Consider the following 25,046-nt stretch of genomic DNA (forward strand, 5'->3'; position numbering starts at 1 on the left):
ACAGTCATCAACAGACACAGGCTGTACGAGGACTGACAACGGGAGGGCGGCATGGCAACGATTCACATCGGTATTTCCGGCTGGCGCTACGCTCCGTGGCGCGGGGATTTCTACCCGAAAGGACTGACGCAGAAGCACGAATTGCAGTTCGCTTCGCGGGCGGTCAACAGTATCGAAATCAATGGATCGTTCTACGCCCTGCAGCGGCCCGAACGTTATGCGCAGTGGTACAACGAAACGCCCGACGACTTCGTGTTCAGCGTCAAGGCGCCACGCTTCATCACCCACGTCCGGCGCTTGCGCGAGATCGAAAAACCGCTGGCGAATTTCTTCGCCTCCGGGGTGCTGGAGCTTAAGGAAAAGCTCGGGCCGATCCTCTGGCAGTTTCCGCCGAACTTCAAATTCGACCCCGAGCGCTTCGAACACTTCCTCTCATTGTTGCCCCACGATACTGCAGCGGCCGCCGCCCTCGCCCGCCAACACGATTCACATCTTCACGGCCACGCCAGCCTCAAAGCCTGGCGCAAAAAACCGCTGCGCCATGCCGTGGAAGTGCGCAATGACACGTTCATCGACCCCGACTTCGTGCGCTTGTTGAAACGCTACAACACCGCCCTGGTGATCGCCGACACCGCCGGCAAATGGCCGTACCGCGAAGACCTCACCAGCGATTTCGTTTACCTGCGCCTGCACGGCGCCGAAGAACTGTACGCCAGCGGCTACACCGAATCGGCGCTGCAGAGTTGGGCCGAACGGATCGACGCCTGGCACCACGGTCAGCAGCCCGGCGATGCGCATCTGATCGCGCCGCGCCTCAAGCCGCGGGCGCGTAAATCCCGCGAAGTGTTCTGCTATTTCGACAACGACATCAAAGTCCGCGCGCCTTACGACGCGCGCAACTTGCTCCACCGATTCGAGCTGGATAAAACGCTCGCCACCACCCCCGGCGAACCGGCTGCCGAAGGGGTGCTGGGATGAGTATTCCAGAGCCGGTCGGGTTCACCGACGAGCAGACCAGCGTTGAAGTGTCGGTGCGTCGTTTCACCGTGCTGACGGTCAACACACACAAGGGTTTCACTGCGCTCAACCGACGTTTCATCCTCCCGGAGTTGCGCGAAGCGGTGCGCAGCGTGGCCGCCGACGTGGTGTTTTTGCAGGAAGTCCACGGCACCCACGAGCATCATCCCAAGCGCTACAGCAACTGGCCGACGATGCCGCAATACGAGTTCCTCGCCGACAGTCTGTGGCCGCAGTTCGCCTACGGGCGCAACGCGGTGTACCCGGAGGGCGATCACGGCAATGCGTTGCTGTCGAAATTCCAGATCATCCGCCACGACAACCTCGACGTCTCGATCAGCGGCCACGAGAACCGCGGGCTGCTGCATTGCGTGCTGCGCCTGCCCGGCGATGGCGTCGAAGTGCATGCGATCTGCGTGCATCTGGGTCTGCGCGAAAGCCATCGTAATGCGCAATTGAAACTGCTCGGCGAGCGTCTGGCGGAGCTGCCGGATAACGCGCCGGTGATCGTCGCCGGTGACTTCAACGACTGGCGCCAGCGCGCCGACGCGCTGCTCGAACCCTGCGGCCTGCGCGAGGTGTTCGCCGAGCATCACGGCAAACCGGCGCGCAGCTTTCCGGCGCGCCTGCCGACGCTGCGGCTCGATCGTATTTACGTACGCAACCTCAAGGCCAGCCAACCGAAAGTCCTGGCCAACCGGCCCTGGTCACACCTTTCCGACCACGTCCCGTTATCGGTGGAGATCGAACTATGAGCAGCGCACCGCTGGAGAAATCCGCCGTGGAACCGATCAGCATCAACCCGCCGGTGCGCGAGCCCGGGCATGTCGATGTCGAGTACGGCTGGCAGGGCAACAACCGCGTCGAGTTGCTGGAAAACGGCGAGGAATATTTCCCCCGGGTGTTCGACGCCATGCGTGCGGCGAAGAGTGAAATTCTGCTGGAGACCTTCATCGTTTTCGAAGACAAGGTCGGTGCAGAGTTGCAACAGATCCTGATCGACGCCGCCCGGCGTGGCGTGCGCACCACTGTCAGCCTCGACGGTTTTGGTTGCGGCGAGTTGACCACCGGTTATCTCGCGGCACTGAGCGAAGCGGGCGTGCATCTGCAAATGTTTGACCCGGCGCCCAAGCACCTGGGCATTCGCACCAACTGGTTCCGCCGCCTGCACCGCAAGATTGTGGTGGTCGACGGACTGATCGCGTTCATTGGCGGGATCAACTTTTCCGGCGATCACCTGGCCGATTTCGGCCCCGAGGCGAAACAGGATTATGCGGTGCAGATTCAGGGACCGGCGGTCGCTGACATCCATCATTTCGCCCTGCTGCAAAGTGGTCGTCCGGGACGCGCACGGTTCTGGTGGCAACGTCGCCGTCAGCGCCGGGCGGACATGGCTTTCAACGATCACGACGGTCAGGTACGCCTGGTGTTTCGTGATAACGATCAGCATCACACCGACATCGAAGACGTGTATTTGCAGGCACTGCGCCGGGCCAAACGCCGAGTGGTGATCGCCAATGCCTACTTCTTCCCCGGTTATCGCCTGCTGCGCGAGATTCGCAACGCGGCGCGCCGTGGCGTCGAGGTGCGGCTGATCCTGCAAGGTCAGCCAGACATGCTGGTGGCCAAACTGGCGGCGCGCATGACCTACGACTATCTGCTCAAGGCCGGGGTGCAGATCCACGAATATTGCCAGCGCCCGCTGCACGGCAAAGTCGCATTGGTGGACGAGGAATGGAGCACCGTCGGCTCGAGCAATCTCGACCCGCTGAGCCTGTCACTGAACCTGGAAGCCAACGTGCTGATCCGCGATCGCGCGTTCAATCAGCATCTGTTCCAGCGCCTCGAAGACCTGAGCCAGAACCACTGCAAGGCAATGGATGCCAGCATGTCCCCGCGCGGGCGGATCTGGCACATGACCGTAGGGTTTCTGGTGTTCCACTTCCTGCGGCATTTCCCGTCGATGGCCGGTTGGTTACCGGCGCACAAACCGCGGCTCAAGCCGTTTCGGGGGCGTACCTCATGAGCCATTCCCACGCGCAATCGGCGCCAGCGGCGCACTCTCGATGGAGTCGCTGGAAACGCCCGCTGACGCTGCTGTTCTTCCTCGCGTTGATTGTGTTGCTGACGATGTTCGCCACCCGTATCGAATGGGCGGAAGTTCTGCAAACCCTCGCCGACTTCAAGGTGCGCACGCTGATCATCGCCGCCAGCCTGACCCTGCTGAGCTTTCTCACCTACGCCAGTTTCGACCTGATCGGCCGCACTTACATTCGTCAGGATCTGACCTGGAAACAGATCCTGCCGGTGGGGATCATCAGCTATGCGTTCAACCTCAATCTCAGTGCCTGGGTCGGCGGGATTGCCATGCGCTATCGGCTGTATTCGCGTTTGGGCGTCAGCAAAAGCAACATTGCCAAGATTCTCGGACTGAGCCTGGCCACCAACTGGTTCGGTTACATGACGATTGCCGGCGTAGTGTTCAGCAGCGGCCTGGTGAGCATGCCGCCGGGCTGGAAAATCAGCAGTGGCGCATTGCAAGGCATCGGCGTGCTGTTGCTGCTGTTGAGTGCCGGTTACCTCGCCGCGTGCCAGTTCTCGAAGCGCCGCGAGTGGTCGATTCGCGGGGTGGAAATCAACCTGCCGTCACTGCGCATGGCTGTGCTGCAGTTGCTGCTCGGTGCATTGAACTGGTCGCTGATGGCGGCAGTGATTTTCACTCTGTTGCCGAGCAAACTGGATTATCCGTTGGTGCTCGGCGTGCTGTTGATCAGCGCGATTGCCGGAGTCATCACGCACATTCCGGCGGGGCTCGGGGTGCTGGAAGCGGTGTTCGTCGCGCTGCTGCAGCACGAGGCTTCGCGGGGCAGTCTGGTGGCGGGGTTGCTGGCGTATAGGGCGATTTACTTTCTGCTGCCGTTGCTGATTACGGTGGTGATGTACTTGTTGGTGGAGGCCAAGGCCAAGGCGCTGAAGATCGAGAAGAAACCTTCATGATTTTTTTGTTATGGCTGAGGGCCCCTTCGCGAGCAAGCCCGCTCCCACAGGTAGAAAGCATCCAAATTTGAGAGCGGGCTTGCTCGCGAAGGGGTTCGAAAGGGCGCCAAAGATCATGTTGCCTGAATAATGCTCAACCGCTCACCGACAACCATTTCGGTAATCCAGTCCACCAGAATCGAGGTATAGGCCTGCTGCGAAACCGGCTCGCTCAAGGCATGGTCGGCGCCGTCGATGATCCGGTGCGTCAGCGAATGCGTCTGCTGACAGGCGGCGCGGTAACTCATGATCGTTGCGTGGGGCACGTAATCGTCAGTTTCCGATTCCACCAGCAACACATCCCCGGTGAACTGCGAACAAGCGTGCAACGCACGATTGCTGTCAGCACGAACCAAGGTCGCCCGATAATCCCGCAGGTCAGCCTTGTCCAGCTCACGCTTGGGCGTGTGCCATTGCTCGTCGCGATACAGCGCCGGCACCCGCAACGCCAGCCAGCGCACCGGACGCAACGAGGTGAGGATCGAAGCCAGGTAACCGCCATAACTGGTGCCAACCACCGCAATCGCCGAGGTGTCGAGCGCCGGGTGCGCGAGCAGGCGGTCGTAAGCTGCGAGCAGGTCACGCAGGTTGTCTTCGCGCGTCACCCGGGTCAGCGGAATGCCGGTACCACCGGTGTGGCCGCGCAAGTCGAAGGTCAGGCAGACACAACCCAGACCGGCGATGCCCTTGGCACGCTCAAGGTCGCGCTCCTGGCTGCCACCCCAACCATGCACAAACAACACGCCCGGGACTTTCGATTTGGGACTGAGAAACGTCCCGCTCATCTGTTCGTCGTCAATGTCGATCTGAATGCTTTCGCTTCTAGCCGTCATAGGATTTGACCGTTACGTATTTGAGAAGGAAGTCGCTGTTCTCAGCTGGCCCGCGATAGATTTCGATGGCGTCGGCCGGCAGGGTTTGATCGTTGTAGGTTTCCACCGTCGACACACGGATCGCCGGCATATCTGGATCGTTGACGAAGCTTTGCAGCGCGGCCAGTTCAGCGCTGCTGGCGCCGCCCATGCGCCAGGATTGTTCGAGCACCCCGCTGCGGGGTTTGCCATTGCTGTCCAGGCCTTGAGCGATGTCGTAGTTGCGCCGCGATGCATAGAAACCTGGGTAGGCCTCATCCGCCGCCCGGTCGAAAATCTGCGCCTGCTGGATGGCCAGTCGTACATCATCCGGCAAGTCCAGCGCCAGCAGATCTTCGTAGCCGCCCTGCACTACCAGCAGATTCGAACCACCATAGACGTCTTCGCCATGGGCATCCTTGGTCAAGTATTGATCACCGCAGTAGCTCAGCACTTTGTCGCCGATGAATGACTGGCCAACACTGTGGGTGAAGACCTTGCTCAAATCCTGTTCGAGCACTACGCCATCGCGAAACAACGCTTTCGCTTCTGCACGGGACAGTACTTCATCGAACGCGTCGAGGCTGTTGATAACTTCCTGGCCACGACCGGCACAGGCGTGAATCGGCTTCAGGCGGATCGGCCCGCTGTACAGCAAATGCTCGGCGGCGGGCCGCGCATCTTCCAAGGCAAACACCGTCAAGCCATCAAGCACCACATCGCGCACGCGCTCGGAAAACAGCGGCGCCCAGCCTTGCGGCGCGTGGGCCAGATGACTGCGCAGGCCGTGGCTGATGGCTTTGGTGCAGATGAAATCGTGTTCGACGAATCCGCCCCACAAGTCCTGTGCGCCTTTGATGCCCAGTACCTGCGCCTGTCTGGCGCCGACAATGGTTTGCGTGGGTAGCCAGTACAAATCGCGACCGTGGTGTTTTTCCGGGTCGTAGCTGCCAGCAAATTTGAGCCCGAGAATTTGCGCCAGCCAACGGGCCAGCGCCTTGTTGGTCTGCACTTCATGCTGCGGCGCCCCGGCACGAACCGAATGGGCGACGACCACTTTCCTGCTCGTCATCGGGGTCATGCGTCCCCCTTCAAGCCACTTGATGAATGTAATGAGAGAAGTGCAGAGATCAAGCCAATCGCCTGGCGCCGGGAATGCCCAATGAATCAACCGCTTGGATCAAACATGGTGGCATCAGGCCTGTTTCAATCTGCACGACTGCCAGCGAATCCGCGGCAATTTGCACGAAACGGGTCCGCCAGCTACTGCTGACTGATTTCCTTCCAGATGGCATCGAACATGACACAACGTTTGAGGATAGCCTGACGTCCGATTTGAATCGCAAGCCGCTTTGCTTCAGGAGTCTGATGAGTCAGTCGCTGCAGAATTCCCAGCATGGTAATCGCGTGATCCTCATCCTCTTCGATATGCAAGCGAAAGAACTCCAGGCCTTCCTCACTGACATTCAGTCCCTCCAGTGCCAGCAGAATCGATTTGTAAATCAGTGGCACAATGGCTTCGGCTCCCAGGCAGAGTGCTGCGAGGCCCTCGACAGGATTCTTACTGCGGCAAAGCTGCAGGATGCATTGGGTGAAATCCACGGTCTGAGGTAAAGGCGATTCAGCCAAGGGATGGGTGCCCAGGATCCGCAGCGACCTTTGAAACAGTTCGGCATGCGTGAGCTTGTTATCACCATCTATACCCATTTCCTCTTGCATGTTTTCCAACAGCAATTTGATGTCGCCAAGGGACTCGAGGCGATTAAGGATTGCGCACAGAAAGCGGGTAAAGTTTCGCGAGTAGTAATGATGCTGAATCAGAAAGTACTGCATCCCCTTCAGGGAAACATGGCCGTTTTGCATTGCTCGCAACAGCTCATGATTAACCAATCCTTCTAACGCATCAGCGTCCAGCCATTCGTCCCACAATGTGCCTCCGTTCATGAATTTAATGACGTTCGCCCTATCGCCGCCATTCAACTCTTTGTTTTCTTCCAATTTTAAATTCCTTTTAATTCTTTCTCTGCCATCCGGCCGATCGCAACTTTCCAGTTATTCCGGAAGCCCGAAAAACTTACAAAACCGTATTCATTGTGCGTCGCTGTAAATGACCGGGCGCTCAAACCTGGCCAGAAAGTAAGCACATAGAGAGGCGAAAATGATGCACAGACCGCCTGACGCAAGAATCACAGCGCTGCTTGAGAAATGCAGTAACAGCCATCCACTCAGCAGGCTCGCCGGCGGAATCGCGAGGTAGGCAATGAGCCGTGTAACTCCTACCGTTCGCCCAAGAATGGTTTGCGGAACCACCTGCTGGCGATAGGTGAAAAAAGCGATGACCACCACGGATTGGCAACCGGTCGAAAACGCCCACAGTGCCGAAAGTGACCACGGATCGTTGGCCATCGCCCCCATCAGTGTGAACCCCCCTGCCAGCAAGCAGCTCCTACGGATAAGAATGCCGGCCGGATATCTCTTCACCAGAAACGCACCCATAGCTGATCCGGCGACGGCACCTGCACCAATGAGTCCGTAGTAATAGCCGACATCGCTCAATGGCACGGCCAGTAGCGTGGTGTAGACATAGACAAGACTGGCACCGATCAAGGCAAAACCGAAATTGCAGAAAAAGAACAGCATGACAAACGAACACAGTTCTCGATGCTGGATGACATACAGCAGTCCGGCTTTGATTTCCGTGAATACCCGCGTGGTGGCAGGCGCAGGCTTACCCTCCTCTTTCAGCAAGAAGCAAAGCGGCAGGGATAGTGCAAATCCGAAAATGCTGCCAATCAGCAACTGCTCCTTGGTACTAAAGGCCAGCAAGGCCGCAACGCCGATTGGCGCAACGATGCGAATGATGTTGTCACTGGCATTGACGATCGCATTGAACCGATGAAGTTTCGGCCCTTCGATCAGCAGAGGCGCAATACTCTGGAAAACCGGGTGGTGGGTGGCACCGACGCTTGCCAGCAGAAAGCTCAGCAGTAACAGCGTGATACTCAAGCTGTTCCCGGACAGCGTACTCACAGCAGCATATATAAGGCAGCCGGTGACGATATTGATCAGATCACCGCCGATCAAAAAACGCCGTTTGCTGTAGCGGTCACTCCATACACCGGCGAAGGGCGTGACCAGTATGTAGGGCGCCATCGCGGCGAAAAAAGCCAGCGATGTCCAGACTGGGGAGCCGGTCTGCTCATAAACATAAAGCGGGATCAGAAACGCGAGGGCCCATGAACAGATGGACGTGATGGCATAGGACGCCAGGAGTTTGAACATCTAGACAGTCTCCGCCTGCCGCGACCGTTGCCCGTTCGCGAGATGTCCACACACCGTGCAGTCCGGATTCTGCTGCCAGACTTCAGCAACGCTGACGTCCAGGTCGTCGAATGTGAATTCCTTGAGCTTGTTGGTCAATTGTGGCGGTTGGCAGCCGGTGATGATCTTGACCGTTTCGCTGACCATCATCCCAGCGGTGACGGCCACCAGAGTCACAAGAGCCGGGCCGGGATGCTCATAAGTGATGTCGTGCTGTTTGGCCATGGTCGAAACACTTTTCACCAGGCTGCTCTTGTTACGCGCCGACGTCAGCCAGCAAGCACCGCAGCCCGAGGAGCCAGGCACCACCGAATAGAACACCGAGCGGCGTACATCAAGCCCGCCTGAAATGAAGGGTACGCCCTGTTCAACGCAGGCCTCATTCAGCCAGTCGGCCATGTAGTTCGCGGGTTTATCGGCGACACAAATCACAATATCGTGACCGCGTACGATGCCGGCGACGTCTTGCGCCGACTGGAGGCGGGTTTCGTGAGCAGTAATGTCGAGGTGACTGTTGAATTCAAGCAACCTGCGCCTGGCCGTTGCAACCTTCGGCATGCCGACGTCGGTTTCCTTGTAAAGGATCTGCCGGTTCAAATTGCTCAACTCGATCGTGTCAAAATCGAGGATCGTCAGATGGTGGATACCCAGCGCCACCAGGTCGAACAGGATATGGGTACCTAGACCACCGCAGCCCAGTACGCAGACCCTGGCCGCGCGCAGTTTTTCCTGGTGGGTGAACTTGTTTTCGCCCACAGCCGCCATCGACCCGAAAAAGTCGATGTTGCGGGAAAATCTGATGCGATCATGTTCCGAAAGAGAAGTCGTCTCAAAGGCATCCGGACTCTCGACCAGCCGGTATTTGATCAGATCCTGCGCAACGCTACGGATTTCGTCCTGATCCACCGCGGGATAACGGCCTGCCACCTGGGTAATCAACTCCTCATAGGGTGTACGGCCATCAAGTGCCTTGGCGAACTCCCAGACAGCACCGTAGGGGTCGGGGATTTTTGCGTATTGACCGTTAAAGCGCAGGACTACCTGACCATCAAGTTTGAACGGAATAATCGTCGGTTTAAGACAAAGCTTCATATTCGAGCCTCAATCGCTATTAAAACAACTTGATAAAGAACCAGGGCCATTAAGGCCCCGACTCTTACTGATCAGATCAGCCGATCTGAGAATCGCCAGCGGAAGATGCTTTTTCGAAAGTCATAATGATTTCCTCAAAAGTTGAAGGGCCGGTGGTGAAGCTGTTTCCACCGGGGTGAAGATGTGCACACCCCCAAAACTAGAATAAGTTTTCAGTGGTTGCGAACTCACCTTGTTTCTTAATATTACTCACGCCAAATATACTTCCTACGCTTTTACGAAGTGCCGCCATTACTTCTTACGGAAACATACAAAAACAATGTAGGAATTATCTTCAATACTTAAACAATAAAAAATCACTGCGGGAGAGTTGAGAACAAACTCGCCTTCCAGACCATAAACATCAGTGATTCATCAGAAACAAACTCCCACCCGGGACAACGCTTGCGACCACCACCTCATCAAAAATTTCGACAGGTCAAAAAAATCTCACGCGTGAGCCATTGATGGCACTTTTAATTGGCTGTAGTGTGGCTCACGCGTGAGATGTTCATAACGGAGTCATTGCCATGAAAAGCCGCTCCCCCACTGTTGCGTCAGAGAGCCCAAAGGGAGAGCGCTCGAAACCGTCCGCGAAAAAACCGTCGAGCTTCTACATGAAGCAGATGCGCGCGGGCCTGGCTGCCGCCGGTTATGTGAAACACGAAACTTGGGTACTTCCGGAAAACCGAAGCTTGCTCAAGCAGATGGAGCAACAGCTACGCCAACCGATTCTGGCTGGCTCAATCATGTCGGAGAATTACATGAGCGCAGGCAACAACTGGAACATCGATAGCCTCTTCAACGCCCTCAAGGCACTGGACGAGGTGGCTTCGCACGAGATCACGCTGTCTCTGATCCAGAGCTCCGAACCCAGCATCAAGCTGGAAATGAACGAATTCGGCGGTCTGCCGATTCACATCGCCGTGGCCGGTCAGCAGATCATCGTCGACACCGTGCTGGTGGATATCGATTCGATCACTGACGTGCGCGCCTTCAACGATGCCGTGCTGCGTAGCCGGGAAATGTTCCCGCTGTCGTCGATCGGCATCGAGTCGATGCCCAACGGTCAGACCGTCTACAACATGTTTGGCGCCCTCAGCGCCGACTCGAGCCTGACCAACGTCGTCACCGAGGTGAAAACCCTGGTCGACAACGTGCAGCGCGCGAGCGAAGCCTTCGAACACTTCTTCAAGTAATCAACAGGGAATATCCAATGACTCAGTCCATCTGGAGCAAGTTGTTCACCGCTCTGCGCGGCGGCGCCAATGAAGTTGGCGAAGCGATCGTCGACCAACAGGCCCTGCGTATCCTCGACCAGGAAATCCGCGACGCCGACACCGCGCTGTCGAATGCCCGCCGTGAGCTGGTCACTATCATGGCCAAGCACAAGCTGGCCGCTGATCGCGTGAGCGAGTACGACGCCAAGATCAAGGATCTGGAAGCCAAGGCGGTTTCCGCGCTGAACGCTGGCCGCGAAGACCTGGCCATGGAAGTGGCCGAAGCGATTTCGACCCTGACCAACGACCTGACCGCCGAGAAAGCCCAGAGCGACGAATTCGGCATCTACGCCGAAAACATGCGCAAGGACATCAGCAAGGCCGAGTCGCGGATCAAGAGCCTGCGCCAGCAGGTGGACATGGCCAAGGCCCGTGAGAGTGTGCAGAAAGCACAGGTCAGCGCATCCATCGCCAGCGGCGGCGCCAATGGCAAACTGGAAACCGCGGTGGGCACCCTGAACCGTCTGCAGGCCAAGCAGCAGCAACGCGCTGCCGAGCTGAGCGCGGCGGACGAGCTGGCTGACGCGTCGGCCGGCAACGATCTGGAACGCAAACTGCGCGACGCCGGCATCACGCCGAACGAAGGCAGCGCCAATGCGATCCTTGAGCGTCTGAAGCAAAAATCAGCTCAGTAAAACCGCCCTCCTGTAGGAGCTGCCGCAGGCTGCGATCTTTTGATCTGGATTCAAGAGCAAAAGATCGCAGCCTGCGGCAGCTCCTACAGTTTTTTTGCACCTGCAACATTTGCATTTTGCCTGCTCGTTCGTCGCCCGGCCCGGTACACTAGCGGCGCTTTTTACGACGAACACCTCCACCCGCCTCAAGGAATGTACCCATGGGATGGTTCAAAGATTTGCTGGGCACCAGCAACTGGCAGACTGCCGCACCCGCTCCAGTGGCCGGCGGCCCACTTGGAATGGCACAGGGCAAAGGCGTGCGGTTCGATTCGACTCTGGCCTTGCTGCTCGATGGCAGCACCTCGGTACAGGTTCCGGCTGCAGAGGCAATCTGGAGCGCCGGCTGGATCGATCTCGGCCAATCCAACAAGCTGCATCGCTACTACCTCAACAACGAAGACTTCTGGCTGCAGATCCACGTCACCGGTGACGATCAGATCGAATCGGTCACCCTGTTCAACTACCTCAGTTACGTGACCGTCAACAGTGACGCCGAACTGCAGCGCCTCGCTGGCCCCGAAAGCCCGATCGGCCTGCCGACCTACACCCACGACGGCGTCCAGTACAGCCGTGAATGGGGTACAGAGCAGGGCCAGACCGAACTGGTGCCGCTGACCGAAAACGTGGTCAACCCGGACGAGTCCTACACCATCGAACACCACTCGATGCTCTACGCCCGCGAGACCGGCCTGACCGATCGCCGCGAACTGCTGCTGTTCTCCGTCGAACAGGACGAGGAAGGTACCGTCAGCCTGAGCACCTCGCTGGGTATTTCGCTGTACACGACTGATTTGAGCACCATTTAAAAAAGGAAGTTTTCCATGCTGGAAGTGCTGGCCGTTTCCCTGAACAAGACCGCGCTGGTCGGTTTCGTCGTCTACCTGATCGGCGCCGTGCTGCTGTTCATGCTGTTCCAGTTCGTCTACACCCGCATCACGCCACACAAAGAGTTCGAGCTGATCCGCTCCGGCAACATCGCCGCCGCCATCGCCTTGGCGGGCGCTATCATCGGCTTCGCGATTCCGGCCAGCAACGTGATCGCGTTTTCGGTCAACGTTCTCGATTTCGTGCTGTGGGCCGTGATTGCAGCCGTGGTGCAACTGCTGGCCTTCCTCGCCACGGGGTTGGTGCTCAAGGGCACGTCACAGCGTATCGCCAATGGTGAAATCGCTTCGGGTATCTACGTGGCCGCAGTGGCCATCAGCGTCGGCATGCTTAACGCCGCGTGCATGACCCCGTCCAACTGATCGGCAGGAAGCCTTCGATGAAACGCAGCAAGTACGTTCAACTGTCTCTCGCGACCTCGGTGGCCATGGCCATTTCCGGCGAAGCGGCAGCGCTGGACCCGCAACACTTTCTAACGGTCGAGCAGTGCGTCGATGCCTCGGTCGCGGCCGACGTCTGCTCGAACGCCTACGTCGCGGCACTCACTGAACACCGACGCATTGCACCGGCCTATGACGACAAGGCCAAGTGCGACGCAGACTTTGCTGCCGACTGGTGTCAGAAAAATTCCGACGGCCGCTTCGTGCCGAAGCTCGGCGGTTTCAAAGTGCCGCAAAACGCTGAGGCGCCTCAGGACCTGAATGCGATTGCCAATGCGCAGATGCCTGCTGGCGACACGGCTGCCGCGCAGAACGTGCAAAGCACTTCGCACTCCTCCGGTGGTGGCAATGGCTGGCTCTCTGGCTGGCTGATCGGCAATGCGATGAGCAACAACGCCAATCGCACGGTCTATCGCGACCGCGATACGCGTCAGACCTACAACACCTCGACGCAGTACCGCAAAATCGAATCGGCGCCGGCTACTCGCACCGACACCCGCTACGACAGCTCCCGAAGCAAACCGGTCAACGTCGCTTCGTCGACGTCCCGCGGCGGCTTCGGCAGCCAGTCTTCCGCACGCAGCGGTTGGGGCGGCTGGGGCAGTTCGAGCAGCTGATCATGAAAAAGATCCACTGCGCCGAACGCCCCGACTGGAAACAAACTGCCGAAAGCCTCGGCTTTCTGTTCCACACCATCGACGACGAGCCGTACTGGGACGAAAGCGCCTACTACCAGTTCACGCTCGCGCAGATTGAAAACGATCTGGAGGATCCGACCACCGAACTGCACGAGATGTGCATGGATCTGGTCGACCGCGTGGTGCACAGCGAAGAGCTGCTGGATCGCCTGAGCATCCCGGCGCCGTACTACGACATGATCCGCGCTTCCTGGCTGGAAGGTCATCCGCATCTGTACGGGCGCATGGACTTTTCCTACAGCGGCAACGGCCCGGCGAAACTGCTGGAACTCAACTACGACACGCCGACCAGCCTTTATGAGGCAGCGGCGTTTCAGTGGGGCTGGCTGGAGCAGTGCATCGAGCGCGGAATGCTGCCGCGCCACGCCGACCAGTTCAACAGCATCGACACCAGGCTGCATCAGGCATTTGCCGAGTTGCAACTCAAGCGCCCGTTCTACTTCGCTTCGATGAAAGACTCGGTCGAAGACAAGGGCACCACCGATTACCTGCGGCTGATCGCGGAAAAGGTCGGCATCGAATCCCGGCACATCGACATCGAAGACATCGGCCTGACCGCCGAAGGTCGCTTCGTCGATCTGCAGGATCGCTGGATCCCACACCTGTTCAAACTGCACGCCTGGGAATTCATCTTCCACGAGCCGTTCGGTGCAGCAATCGCCGAAAGCGATACGCAGTTCTTTGAGCCGGCGTGGAAGTCGATCCTGTCGAACAAAGGTGCACTGCCGCTGCTATGGGAGTTGCACAAGGGCCATCCGAATCTGCTCGCCGCGCATCTTGATCCGAATCCGGCCAGTGCAGTGCCCAAGGGTTGGGTGCGCAAACCGTACTTTTCCCGCGAAGGCGCGAATATCGAGCTGCAAACGGCAGAGGGTTTGATCGTCAAAGAGGACGGGCCCTATACCGATGCGCCGTTCATCCTGCAGGAATTTGCGCCATTACCGAAGTTCGACGACAGCTACACGCTGGTCGGCTCTTGGGTGATTGGTGATCAGGCGGCGGGGATAGGCGTGCGGGAAGATAACAGTCTGATCACCAAGGATTCCAGCCGGTTTCTGCCGCACCTGATCCTCGACTGAGGCACAGAGTCCTCCTTGTAGGAGCTGCGGCGCGCTGCGATCTTTTGACCTTGATTTAAAGGATCAAAAGATCGCAGCCTTCGGCAGCTCCTACAGGGGATTGAGGAGCCATAAATTTTTCGCCACAAAAAAGGCCCGTCGTGTTGAACGACGGGCCTTTTTTATTCAGCGCGGATGCAGCATCGAATCAGAACGGGATGTCGTCATCGAAGCTGTCGAAATCCGGAGCCGGTTGCGGTGCAGCCTGCTGTGGAGCCGGGGCTGGACGCTGTTGCGGAGCCGACTGCTGCGGACGCGGAGCCTGTTGACGTGGCGCCTGCTGCTGGTAGTTGTTGCCACCGCCTTGTTGGTCGCCCTGTTGTGGACGGCCGCCGAGCAGTTGCATGGTGCCTTGCATGTCGACCACGATTTCAGTGGTGTAACGCTTGATACCGTCTTTTTCCCACTCGCGGGTCTGCAGCTTGCCTTCGATGTACACCTGCGAACCTTTACGCAGGTACTCGCCGGCGATTTCCGCAACCTTGCCGAACATCGAAACACGGTGCCATTCGGTCTTCTCGACCTTCTGACCGGTTTGCTTGTCGGTCCACTGTTCGCTGGTTGCCAGACTCAGGTTGGTCACGGCGTTACCGTTAGGCAGGTAGCGAACTTCGGGATCCTGGCCGCAAGTGCCGACCAATATGACTTTGTTAACCCCACGGGCCATAACGTTCTCCTAGGCTTCGCAAGCAGCCCCGGCCGGGTTGTTCACCAGGCGTTCGAGGGTGTCGCGATCCACTAATTCTTTGTCCAGTTTGATGTAAACAGCCGCTTCATCAGCAACTATCACTGCATCTGTTACCCCTACGAGGGCTTTGAGGCGCTCGACCAGACCCGCTTCGCGGATCGCCTCGGGCGACAACGGCAAGCGCAGGCTCGTCACGTAGGGTGGTTCGCGCATGGTAACAGCAAAGGCCAGCCAGATGGCAGCCAGACCCGCACATCCAAGGAACACAACCGACAGACCGCCATGCTGAAACAGCCAGCCGCCGAGTATCCCGCCGAGTGCCGAACCGAGGAACTGACTGGTGGAATACACGCCCATCGCCGTGCCCTTCCCGCCGGCCGGTGAAACCTTGCTGATCAGCGACGGCAACGAAGCTTCCAGCAGATTGAACGCGGTGAAGAACACCACCGTGCCGATCACCAGAGCCCGCAAGCTGTCACCGAACTGCCAGAAGAATAGCTCAGTGAGCATCAGCGTCAGGACGGCGCCGAGCAAAATTCGTTTCATTTTGCGTTTCTTCTCGCCGTAGATGATGAACGGGATCATGGCGAAGAAAGAAATCAGCAGCGCGGTCAGGTAAACCCACCAGTGCTGCTCCTTGGGCAAACCGGCCTTTTCCACCAGCGCCAGCGGCAGCGCGACGAAGCTCGACATCAGCATCGCGTGCAGCACGAAAATGCCCAGGTCCAGGCGCAGCAGATCCGGGTGTTTGAGCGTCGGCATCAAGGCCTGACGCGCCACGCCAGACTCTCGATGGCTCAATGGCCCGGTGGATTTCGGCACCATGAACATTACGATGACGATCCCGAACAGGGCCATGCCGCCCGTGGCGAGGAACAGTCCGGACAGGCCGAACGCGCGGGTCAGCAACGGCCCGACCACCATGGCCACGGCGAATGACAGACCGATGGTCATGCCAATCATGGCCATGGCTTTGGTGCGGTGTTGTTCACGGGTCAGGTCGGAAAGCAGAGCCATGACCGCAGCGGAAATCGCCCCGGCGCCCTGCAGGATGCGTCCGGCAATCACGCCCCAGATCGAATCGGCTTGAGCCGCCAGCACACTGCCGAGGGCGAAGACCACCAGCCCGAGGAAAATCACCGGACGCCGGCCAATACGGTCGGAAATGATCCCGAACGGAATCTGGAAAATCGCCTGGGTCAGGCCGTAAGCGCCAATCGCCAGCCCGATCAGGGCCGGGGTCGCTCCCGCCAGGTCCATGCCGTAGGTCGCCAGTACCGGCAACACCATGAACATGCCAAGCATACGGAAGGCGAACACCAGGGCCAGACCGCTCGCTGCGCGGGTCTCGCTGCCACTCATGCGTTCGCTGTGGGGATCGTGCATGGAAAAACCTCGTGTGAACCGGCGGCGATTCTACCAGTCCCATCGAAAGACGGGGTATATCGCGACGCTATGACGCGTATAGATGAAACTCTCTTCATGCAAGGTAAAAAACCCTTCGTTTGACAGTGTGCATCCATCCAGTATTTGCCCGTATACTCCTACGTTTTCGACGCCCGCCGAGCGAGGCCACTTTGGACAAGATCCTGATACGTGGGGCCCGTACCCACAACCTGAAGAACATCGACCTGACCCTGCCACGGGACAAACTGATCGTCATCACCGGCCTGTCCGGATCCGGCAAGTCGTCCCTGGCCTTCGACACGCTGTACGCCGAAGGTCAGCGCCGCTATGTCGAATCCCTGTCGGCCTACGCCCGACAGTTCCTGTCGATGATGGAAAAGCCTGACGTCGACACCATTGAAGGCCTGTCGCCGGCGATCTCCATCGAACAGAAGTCGACCTCGCACAACCCGCGCTCCACGGTCGGCACCATCACCGAAATCTACGACTATCTGCGTCTGCTGTATGCGCGCGTCGGTACGCCGCGCTGCCCGGATCACGACATTCCGCTGGAAGCGCAGACCGTCAGCCAGATGGTCGATCTGGTGCTGGCACAACCGGAAGGCAGCAAGCTGATGTTGCTGGCGCCGGTTATTCGCGAACGCAAAGGTGAACACCTTTCGGTTTTTGAGGAGCTGCGTGCCCAAGGCTTCGTCCGCGCCCGGGTCAACGGCCGCATTTGCGAACTCGATGAACTGCCGAAACTGGATAAACAGAAGAAGCACTCGATCGATGTGATCGTCGACCGCTTCAAGGTCCGCGCCGACCTGCAGCAGCGTCTGGCCGAATCGTTCGAAACCGCACTGAAGCTGGCGGACGGCATTGCCTTGGTCGCGCCGATGGACGATGAGCCAGGCGAAGAGATGATCTTCTCCGCGCGCTTTGCCTGCCCGATCTGCGGCCATGCCATCAGCGAGCTTGAGCCGAAGCTGTTCTCCTTCAACAACCCGGCCGGTGCCTGCCCGACCTGCGATGGTCTGGGCGTGAAGCAGTTCTTCGACATCAAGCGCCTGGTCAATGGTGAACTGACTCTTGCCGAGGGCGCGATTCGTGGCTGGGACCGGCGCAACGTCTATTACTTCCAGATGCTCGGCTCACTGGCCTCGCACTACAAGTTCAGTCTTGAGAAGCCGTTCAACGAGCTGACCGCCGAACAGCAGAAGCAAATCCTGCACGGCAGCGGCTCACAGAATGTCGACTTCAAGTACCTCAACGATCGCGGCGACATCGTCAAACGTTCGCACCCGTTCGAAGGTATTGTGCCGAACCTTGAGCGCCGCTACCGCGAAACCGAATCGGCCAGCGTGCGCGAAGAACTGGCCAAATTCCTCAGCACCCAGGCTTGCCCGGATTGCCGCGGCACCCGTCTGCGTCGTGAAGCGCGGCACGTCTGGGTGGGCGAGAAAACCCTGCCAGCGGTGACCAACCTGCCGATCGGCGATGCCTGCGAATACTTCGGCGAGTTGAAGATGACCGGGCGGCGTGGCGAGATCGCCGACAAGATCCTCAAAGAGATCCGCGAGCGCCTGCAGTTTCTGGTCAACGTCGGTCTCGATTACCTGTCGCTGGATCGCAGTGCGGATACCCTGTCCGGCGGCGAGGCGCAGCGCATTCGTCTGGCCAGCCAGATCGGCGCCGGTCTGGTCGGGGTGCTGTACATCCTCGACGAGCCGTCCATTGGCCTGCATCAGCGCGATAACGACCGTTTGCTCGGCACCCTCAAGCACCTGCGCGATATCGGCAATACGGTGATCGTGGTCGAGCACGACGAAGACGCGATTCGTCTGGCCGACTACGTGGTGGACATCGGCCCAGGCGCCGGCGTGCACGGCGGGCAGATCGTGGCTGAAGGTACGCCGGCCGAAGTCATGGCGCACCCGGACTCCCTGACCGGCAAATACCTGTCGGGCCGGGTGAAGATCGAAGTGCCGGCCAAACGCACACCGCGTAACAAGAAGCTGACGCTGTCGCTCAAGGGCGCGCGCGGCAACAACCTGCGCAACGTCGATCTGGAAATCCCGATCGGCCTGCTGACCTGCGTGACCGGTGTTTCCGGCTCCGGCAAGTCGACGCTGATCAACAACACGCTGTTCCCGTTGAGCGCTACTGCACTCAATGGTGCGACCACGCTGGAAGCGGCCGCGCACGACAGCATCAAGGGCCTGGAACATCTCGACAAGGTCGTCGATATCGATCAGAGCCCGATCGGCCGTACGCCGCGCTCCAACCCGGCGACCTACACCGGGCTGTTCACACCGATCCGCGAACTGTTCGCCGGTGTACCCGAGTCGCGCTCCCGTGGTTACGGCCCGGGGCGCTTCTCGTTCAACGTCAAGGGCGGGCGCTGTGAGGCGTGTCAGGGCGACGGCCTGATCAAAGTGGAAATGCACTTCCTGCCGGACATTTACGTGCCGTGCGATGTGTGCAAGAGCAAGCGCTACAACCGCGAAACCCTTGAGATCAAATACAAGGGCAAGAGCATCCACGAAACCCTCGAGATGACCATCGAGGAGGCGCGGGAGTTCTTCGACGCGGTACCGGCGCTTGCACGCAAGCTACAGACGTTGATGGATGTGGGCCTGTCGTACATCAAACTCGGGCAGTCAGCGACCACCCTCTCCGGTGGTGAAGCGCAGCGGGTCAAGCTGTCACGCGAGCTGTCCAAGCGCGACACCGGCAAAACTCTGTATATCCTCGATGAGCCGACCACCGGCCTGCACTTCGCGGATATCCAGCAATTGCTCGACGTGCTGCATCGCTTGCGCGACCACGGCAATACCGTGGTGGTGATCGAGCACAACCTGGACGTGATCAAGACCGCCGACTGGCTGGTGGATCTGGGGCCGGAGGGTGGCTCCAAGGGTGGTCAGATCATCGCCACCGGTACGCCGGAGGAAGTGGCCGAGATGAAGCAGTCTCACACCGGTCATTACCTCAAGCCATTGCTGATTCGCGATCGGGCCTGATCTCCGGGCATGAAAAAGCCCCTGTCACTTCAACCGTGACAGAGGCTTTTTTGTATCTGGCAATCAGGTGTGGGATTGCAGGTAATTCTCGAGACCGATGAGTTTGATCAGTCCCAACTGCTTTTCCAGCCAGTAGGTGTGATCTTCTTCGGTGTCGTTGAGCTGAACACGCAGGATTTCGCGACTGACGTAATCCTTGTGCTGCTCGCACAATTCAATGCCTTTGCACAGTGCGGCGCGGACTTTGTATTCGAGACGCAGATCGGCTTCGAGCATCTCCGGGACGGTGGTACCGACGTCGAGATCGTCCGGGCGCATGCGCGGCGTGCCTTCGAGCATCAGGATCCGGCGCATCAGTGCGTCGGCGTGACCGGCCTCTTCTTCCATCTCGTGGTTGATTCGTTCGTAGAGCTTGGTGAAACCCCAGTCCTCATACATCCGCGAGTGCACAAAATATTGGTCACGCGCGGCCAGTTCGCCGGTCAGCAACGTGTTGAGGTAATCGATTACGTCTGGGTGGCCTTGCATCGCCCTACATCTCCCTGCTTGAAAGTCTGTAGTTTGAACCAAGCTGACCGGAAGGTCACCCCGTTTCGCGCAATAAAAGCGAAGATATTCTGAGAAAAACGGCCTAAATAACGCAAAAACCGCCCTAATGAGGGCGGTTCTGCTTCTCGTTTAGACTTCGTTAAGCTGTACGTTGAGCAGCTTTGCGATTGCTTCTCCATACGCCGGGTCGGCTTTGTAGAAATGCTGCAACTGACGATCAACCACATCAGGTGAGACACCGCTCATGGCACCGGCGATGTTGCTGACCAGCAAGGATTTCTGCTCGTCGCTCATCAGACGGAACAGCGCACCGGCGTGGCTGTAGTAATCGGTGTCTTCGCGATGATCGTAACGGTCAGCAGCACCGCTCAGTGCCAGTGCAGGCTCGGCGTAGTGCGGCGCTTGCTTCGGCGATTCGATGTAGCTGTTCGGTTCGTAGTTGGGTGCTGCACCACCGTTGCTGCCGAAGGCCATCGAACCGTCGCGCTGATAAGTGTTCACCGGGCTGCGCGGCGCGTTTACCGGCAATTGTTGGTGATTGGTACCCACGCGGTAACGGTGCGCATCGGCGTAAGCGAACACGCGGCCTTGCAGCATGCGATCCGGCGACAGACCGACACCTGGCACCATGTTGCTCGGACCGAATGCGGCTTGCTCGACCTCGGCAAAGTAGTTCAGCGGGTTGCGGTTCAGCTCCAGTTCGCCGACCTCGATCAGCGGAAACTCCTTTTGCGACCAGGTCTTGGTCACGTCGAACGGGTTCTCGTAGTGCGCTGCAGCCTGAGCCTCGGTCATGATCTGAATGCATACGCGCCATTTCGGGAAATCGCCCCGCTCAATCGCCTCGAACAGGTCACGCTGGGCGTAATCAGGATCGGTGCCCGCCAGACGTGCAGCGTCGACCGGTGCCAGGTTCTTGATGCCCTGCTTGGTTTTGTAGTGCCACTTCACCCAGTGACGCTCACCTTTGGCATTGATCAGACTGTAGGTGTGGCTGCCGAAGCCGTGCATGTGACGGTAGCCATCGGGAATGCCGCGATCCGAAAACAGAATGGTCACCTGGTGCAGCGCTTCAGGTGAATGCGACCAGAAGTCCCACATCATTTGCGCGCTTTTCAGGTTGCTCTGCGGCAGACGTTTCTGGGTGTGGATAAAGTCGGGAAACTTCAGCGGATCACGGATGAAGAACACAGGGGTGTTGTTGCCAACGATGTCCCAGTTGCCTTCTTCAGTGTAGAACTTGAGGGCGAAACCACGTGGATCACGTTCGGTGTCAGCCGAGCCACGTTCGCCGCCTACAGTGGAGAAGCGCAGGAACGTCGGGGTTTGTTTGCCGACGGCCTCGAACAGTTTGGCGCTGGTGTATTCGGTGATATCGCGGGTCACGGTGAACGTACCGTAAGCACCCGAGCCTTTCGCGTGCACGCGGCGCTCAGGAATGTTTTCACGGTTGAAATGGGCAAGCTTCTCGATCAGATGAAAATCGTCGAGCAGCAGCGGGCCACGAGGGCCGGCGGAGCGAGAATTCTGGTTATCAGCGACAGGTGCGCCACTGGCGGTGGTAAGCGTTTTGATCTGGCTCATACGGTCTTCTTCCTCTGTCAGTCTTGAAACTGCCGGCTAATCGGCTTGCTGGGAAGTATTGATCATCGATGTGACACCTACAAATTCATTAACTTGCAGTAATCGATAGATAATTACTAATTATGTTTCCCGGCACATAGTGACAACAGAACAATGTCAGAAGCTTGTACGAACAGCGCATTTCTTGTGGGCACAAAAAACCGGGCACTAGGCCCGGTTTTTCGTTTCAGACTGACGTCTTACTCGGCGGATACAGCTTCGCCAGCAGTAGCACGATCAACCAACTCGACGTACGCCATAGGCGCGTTGTCGCCAGCGCGGAAACCGCACTTGAGGATGCGCAGGTAGCCACCCTCACGGGTAGCGTAACGCTTGCCCAGGTCGTTGAAGAGCTTACCAACGATAGCTTTCGAACGAGTACGGTCGAAAGCCAGACGGCGGTTAGCCAGGCTGTCTGTCTTGGCCAGAGTGATCAGCGGCTCGGCAACGCGGCGCAGTTCTTTGGCTTTTGGCAGAGTAGTCTTGATCAGCTCGTGCTCGAACAACGACACCGCCATGTTCTGGAACATGGCCTTGCGGTGCGAGCTGGTGCGGCTCAGGTGACGCCCACTTTTACGATGACGCATGGTTCATTCCTTACCAAACACTACGTTCGGTGATTACGACGATCAGGCAGTCGCCTTGTCGTCCTTCTTAAGACTTGCAGGCGGCCAGTTGTCGAGGCGCATGCCGAGGGACAGACCGCGGGAGGCCAGAACGTCCTTGATTTCAGTCAAGGATTTCTTGCCCAGGTTCGGAGTCTTCAACAGCTCTACTTCGGTACGCTGAATCAGGTCGCCGATGTAGTAGATGTTTTCCGCCTTAAGGCAGTTAGCCGAACGTACAGTCAGTTCCAGATCGTCAACCGGGCGAAGCAGGATCGGATCGATCTCGTCTTCCTGCTCGACAACCACTGGCTCACTGTCACCTTTGAGGTCGACGAACGCAGCCAACTGCTGTTGCAGGATGGTTGCAGCGCGGCGGATAGCCTCTTCAGGATCCAGAGTACCGTTGGTTTCCAGATCAATAACCAGCTTGTCCAGGTTGGTACGCTGCTCGACACGGGCGTTTTCCACCACGTATGCGATACGGCGAACCGGGCTGAACGAAGAGTCGAGCTGCAAGCGACCAATGCTGCGGCTTTCGTCTTCATCGCTCTGACGCGAGTCGGCTGGCTCATAACCACGACCACGAGCTACGGTGAGCTTCATGTTCAGGGCGCCGTTAGACGCCAGGTTAGCGATTACGTGATCGGGGTTAACGATCTCGACATCATGATCCAGCTGAATATCGGCAGCGGTAACCACCCCCGAACCCTTCTTCGACAAGGTCAGCGTAACTTCGTCACGACCGTGCAGCTTGATGGCCAGACCTTTAAGGTTCAACAGGATTTCAATTACGTCTTCCTGTACACCTTCGATGGCGCTGTACTCGTGGAGCACACCGTCAATCTCGGCCTCGACTACTGCGCAGCCGGGCATTGAGGACAACAGGATGCGGCGCAGCGCGTTGCCCAGGGTGTGGCCAAAACCGCGCTCGAGAGGCTCGAGAGTGATCTTGGCGCGGGTTGGACTGACAACCTGCACATCAATGTGGCGGGGTGTCAGGAACTCATTTACCGAAATCTGCATGGATGCACCTATTTTCTAGCCCTTACTTGGAGTAGAGCTCGACAATCAGGCTTTCGTTGATGTCGGCGGACAGATCACTGCGAGCAGGAACGTTCTTGAAAACGCCCGACTTCTTCTCAGTGTCTACTTCTACCCATTCTACGCGGCCACGTTGGGCACACAGATCGAGAGCTTGGACAATGCGAAGTTGGTTTTTTGCTTTCTCGCGAACTGCGACCACGTCACCAGCACGAACCTGATACGACGGAACGTTTACGGTCTGACCGTTAACGCTGATCGACTTGTGCGATACCAGCTGACGGGATTCGGCACGAGTCGAACCAAAGCCCATACGGTATACAACGTTGTCCAGACGGCATTCGAGCAGTTGCAGCAGGTTTTCACCGGTTGCACCTTTCTTGCCAGCAGCTTCTTTGTAGTAGCCGCTGAACTGACGCTCGAGAACGCCGTAGATACGACGTACCTTCTGCTTTTCACGCAGTTGGGTGCCGTAGTCGGACTGGCGACCGCGGCGTTGGCCGTGGATACCAGGTGCTGCTTCAATGTTGCACTTCGATTCGATCGCGCGCACGCCGCTCTTCAGGAAGAGATCGGTGCCTTCGCGACGAGCGAGTTTGCATTTTGGACCAATGTAACGAGCCATTCTTTACAATCTCCTGGATTACACGCGGCGCTTCTTCGGCGGACGGCACCCGTTGTGCGGGATTGGCGTCACGTCGGTGATGCTGGCGATCTTGTAGCCACAGCCGTTCAAAGCGCGGACTGCGGATTCACGACCTGGACCTGGACCCTTGACGTTAACGTCGAGGTTTTTCAGGCCGTATTCCAGCGCAGCTTGACCAGCACGCTCAGCAGCTACTTGAGCAGCGAACGGGGTGGACTTGCGGGAACCGCGGAAACCCGAACCACCGGAGGTAGCCCAGGAAAGAGCGTTACCTTGACGGTCGGTAATGGTCACGATGGTGTTGTTAAAAGAAGCATGGATGTGGGCGATGCCATCAACCACTGTCTTTTTAACTTTTTTACGAGGACGAGCAGCAGGTTTTGCCATGATTAAATTCCTGTCGATTCGCTGGGGCGATTACTTGCGGATCGGCTTACGCGGACCTTTACGGGTACGCGCGTTGGTCTTGGTACGCTGACCGCGTACTGGAAGACCGCGACGATGACGCAGACCGCGATAGCAACCGAGGTCCATCAAGCGCTTGATTTTCATGTTGATTTCGCGACGCAGGTCACCTTCAGTGGTGAACTTCGCCACTTCGCCACGCAGCTGTTCAATTTGCTCGTCGCTCAGATCTTTGATCTTTGCTGCTGGGTTTACCCCAGTGTCTGCACAGATTTTCTGCGCAGTAGTGCGACCGACACCATAGATGTAGGTCAGCGAGATAACAGTATGCTTGTTATCTGGAATGTTAACGCCTGCAATACGGGCCATTCAGTGGGACTCCAATTGACAGCTACCTACGCCCCGGAAGCCAAGAAATAGGGCGCGAGATAATATCGCTGTAATAACAAATAATCAACCCGGCAGCGCACTAGCTGCCGGGCTTGAAGCACAATCACACTCAGCCTTGGCGCTGTTTGTGACGCGGTTCCGCGCTGCAAATTACTCGAACAACACCTTCGCGGCGAATAATCTTGCAGTTACGGCACAGCTTTTTCACCGATGCACGAACTTTCATCACC

General features: G+C 58.1%; 26 protein-coding genes. 11 read left to right on the forward strand and 15 right to left on the reverse strand.

The features are described from left to right. The first annotated feature begins 51 nt into the window (after positions 1-51). From LOY52_RS23905 to LOY52_RS23920, 4 genes are read left to right on the forward strand one after another with little or no spacing between them, the layout of a single operon-like run. Positions 52-978, forward strand: coding sequence for a DUF72 domain-containing protein (locus LOY52_RS23905; protein ID WP_258676465.1), 927 nt, complete (start codon positions 52-54; stop codon positions 976-978). Then, positions 975-1,772 (forward strand): endonuclease/exonuclease/phosphatase family protein, encoded by a 798-nt coding sequence (locus LOY52_RS23910; RefSeq protein WP_027612950.1) that lies wholly within the window; start codon positions 975-977, stop codon positions 1,770-1,772. Before LOY52_RS23905 ends, LOY52_RS23910 begins: the two co-directional genes overlap by 4 nt. Beyond that, entirely contained in the window at positions 1,769-3,043 is a 1,275-nt protein-coding gene (gene clsB / locus LOY52_RS23915; RefSeq protein ID WP_258676469.1) for a cardiolipin synthase ClsB, read from the forward strand. The genes LOY52_RS23910 and clsB overlap by 4 nt, the downstream gene beginning before the upstream one ends. Further along, positions 3,040-4,014 (forward strand): lysylphosphatidylglycerol synthase domain-containing protein, encoded by a 975-nt coding sequence (locus tag LOY52_RS23920; protein WP_258676472.1) that lies wholly within the window; start codon positions 3,040-3,042, stop codon positions 4,012-4,014. The genes clsB and LOY52_RS23920 overlap by 4 nt, the downstream gene beginning before the upstream one ends. Before the next feature lie 113 nt (positions 4,015-4,127). On the opposite strand, the gene LOY52_RS23925 is transcribed toward LOY52_RS23920, so the two are convergent. The 5 genes from LOY52_RS23925 to LOY52_RS23945 form a co-directional block, all read right to left on the reverse strand. Next, positions 4,128-4,886: a S9 family peptidase gene (locus tag LOY52_RS23925; protein ID WP_047602490.1), complete on the reverse strand. Its 759-nt coding sequence runs from the start codon at positions 4,884-4,886 to the stop codon at positions 4,128-4,130. After that, entirely contained in the window at positions 4,876-5,985 is a 1,110-nt protein-coding gene (locus tag LOY52_RS23930) for a DUF3182 family protein (RefSeq protein WP_258676476.1), read from the reverse strand. The genes LOY52_RS23925 and LOY52_RS23930 overlap by 11 nt, the downstream gene beginning before the upstream one ends. Before the next feature lie 182 nt (positions 5,986-6,167). Continuing rightward, complete coding sequence (locus LOY52_RS23935; protein WP_258676478.1) at positions 6,168-6,902, reverse strand: TenA family transcriptional regulator; 735 nt, start codon at positions 6,900-6,902, stop codon at positions 6,168-6,170. Between the two features lie 90 nt (positions 6,903-6,992). Then, positions 6,993-8,186, reverse strand: coding sequence for an MFS transporter (locus LOY52_RS23940; protein ID WP_258676481.1), 1,194 nt, complete (start codon positions 8,184-8,186; stop codon positions 6,993-6,995). Then, on the reverse strand, positions 8,187-9,317 hold the full coding sequence (locus LOY52_RS23945) for a ThiF family adenylyltransferase (protein ID WP_258676483.1): 1,131 nt from the start codon (positions 9,315-9,317) through the stop codon (positions 8,187-8,189). It lies immediately after the preceding gene. 569 nt (positions 9,318-9,886) lie between these two features. Between LOY52_RS23945 and LOY52_RS23950 the strand changes: the two genes are divergently transcribed. The 6 genes from LOY52_RS23950 (at position 9,887) to LOY52_RS23975 (ending at position 14,415) form a co-directional block, all read left to right on the forward strand. Continuing rightward, on the forward strand, positions 9,887-10,555 hold the full coding sequence (locus LOY52_RS23950) for a YjfI family protein (RefSeq protein ID WP_408980412.1): 669 nt from the start codon (positions 9,887-9,889) through the stop codon (positions 10,553-10,555). 17 nt (positions 10,556-10,572) lie between these two features. Next, a complete protein-coding gene (locus LOY52_RS23955) occupies positions 10,573-11,271 on the forward strand; it encodes a PspA/IM30 family protein (RefSeq protein ID WP_258676489.1) in 699 nt (232 codons plus the stop codon). A gap of 200 nt (positions 11,272-11,471) precedes the next feature. After that, positions 11,472-12,119, forward strand: coding sequence for a YjfK family protein (locus LOY52_RS23960; protein WP_258676491.1), 648 nt, complete (start codon positions 11,472-11,474; stop codon positions 12,117-12,119). Between the two features lie 15 nt (positions 12,120-12,134). Continuing rightward, positions 12,135-12,560 carry a DUF350 domain-containing protein gene (locus tag LOY52_RS23965; protein ID WP_027614247.1) on the forward strand — a complete coding sequence of 142 codons (426 nt, stop codon included), beginning with the start codon at positions 12,135-12,137 and terminating at the stop codon, positions 12,558-12,560. Between the two features lie 17 nt (positions 12,561-12,577). Continuing rightward, a complete protein-coding gene (locus LOY52_RS23970) occupies positions 12,578-13,255 on the forward strand; it encodes a DUF1190 domain-containing protein (protein WP_258676507.1) in 678 nt (225 codons plus the stop codon). Between the two features lie 2 nt (positions 13,256-13,257). After that, positions 13,258-14,415, forward strand: a complete 1,158-nt coding sequence (locus LOY52_RS23975) for a glutathionylspermidine synthase family protein (protein WP_258676510.1) — start codon at positions 13,258-13,260, stop codon at positions 14,413-14,415. A gap of 187 nt (positions 14,416-14,602) precedes the next feature. Here LOY52_RS23975 and LOY52_RS23980 read toward each other — a convergent pair whose 3' ends face one another. Together LOY52_RS23980 and LOY52_RS23985 are read right to left on the reverse strand one after the other, a co-directional pair. Next, positions 14,603-15,121, reverse strand: coding sequence for a single-stranded DNA-binding protein (locus tag LOY52_RS23980; RefSeq protein ID WP_007966163.1), 519 nt, complete (start codon positions 15,119-15,121; stop codon positions 14,603-14,605). Positions 15,122-15,130: 9 nt separating this feature from the next. Continuing rightward, positions 15,131-16,528 carry an MFS transporter gene (locus LOY52_RS23985; RefSeq protein ID WP_027614250.1) on the reverse strand — a complete coding sequence of 466 codons (1,398 nt, stop codon included), beginning with the start codon at positions 16,526-16,528 and terminating at the stop codon, positions 15,131-15,133. A 191-nt stretch (positions 16,529-16,719) separates the two neighbouring features. On the opposite strand from LOY52_RS23985, the gene uvrA reads away from it, so the two are divergent. Beyond that, complete coding sequence (uvrA, locus tag LOY52_RS23990; RefSeq protein WP_027614251.1) at positions 16,720-19,554, forward strand: excinuclease ABC subunit UvrA; 2,835 nt, start codon at positions 16,720-16,722, stop codon at positions 19,552-19,554. A 63-nt stretch (positions 19,555-19,617) separates the two neighbouring features. Here the strand turns inward: uvrA and bfr are convergent, their stop codons facing one another. From bfr to rpmJ, 8 genes are all read right to left on the reverse strand, one after another. Further along, positions 19,618-20,082: a bacterioferritin gene (gene bfr / locus LOY52_RS23995; RefSeq protein WP_003228714.1), complete on the reverse strand. Its 465-nt coding sequence runs from the start codon at positions 20,080-20,082 to the stop codon at positions 19,618-19,620. A 150-nt stretch (positions 20,083-20,232) separates the two neighbouring features. Then, positions 20,233-21,687: a catalase gene (locus LOY52_RS24000; RefSeq protein WP_258676523.1), complete on the reverse strand. Its 1,455-nt coding sequence runs from the start codon at positions 21,685-21,687 to the stop codon at positions 20,233-20,235. A gap of 239 nt (positions 21,688-21,926) precedes the next feature. After that, positions 21,927-22,313 carry a 50S ribosomal protein L17 gene (gene rplQ, locus LOY52_RS24005; RefSeq protein ID WP_003176402.1) on the reverse strand — a complete coding sequence of 129 codons (387 nt, stop codon included), beginning with the start codon at positions 22,311-22,313 and terminating at the stop codon, positions 21,927-21,929. Positions 22,314-22,355: 42 nt separating this feature from the next. Then, entirely contained in the window at positions 22,356-23,357 is a 1,002-nt protein-coding gene (locus LOY52_RS24010; RefSeq protein ID WP_003186012.1) for a DNA-directed RNA polymerase subunit alpha, read from the reverse strand. 22 nt (positions 23,358-23,379) lie between these two features. Continuing rightward, a complete protein-coding gene (rpsD, locus tag LOY52_RS24015; protein ID WP_003176404.1) occupies positions 23,380-24,000 on the reverse strand; it encodes a 30S ribosomal protein S4 in 621 nt (206 codons plus the stop codon). An 18-nt stretch (positions 24,001-24,018) separates the two neighbouring features. Continuing rightward, complete coding sequence (gene rpsK, locus LOY52_RS24020; RefSeq protein WP_002555466.1) at positions 24,019-24,408, reverse strand: 30S ribosomal protein S11; 390 nt, start codon at positions 24,406-24,408, stop codon at positions 24,019-24,021. Between the two features lie 30 nt (positions 24,409-24,438). Further along, positions 24,439-24,795, reverse strand: coding sequence for a 30S ribosomal protein S13 (gene rpsM / locus LOY52_RS24025; protein WP_008374135.1), 357 nt, complete (start codon positions 24,793-24,795; stop codon positions 24,439-24,441). Positions 24,796-24,925: 130 nt separating this feature from the next. Beyond that, positions 24,926-25,042 carry a 50S ribosomal protein L36 gene (rpmJ, locus tag LOY52_RS24030; protein WP_002555468.1) on the reverse strand — a complete coding sequence of 39 codons (117 nt, stop codon included), beginning with the start codon at positions 25,040-25,042 and terminating at the stop codon, positions 24,926-24,928. Between the last annotated feature and the right edge of the window lie 4 nt (positions 25,043-25,046).

It is taken from the genome of Pseudomonas sp. B21-051, assembly GCF_024748795.1.
In the GTDB taxonomy this organism is placed as follows: domain Bacteria; phylum Pseudomonadota; class Gammaproteobacteria; order Pseudomonadales; family Pseudomonadaceae; genus Aquipseudomonas; species Aquipseudomonas putida_A.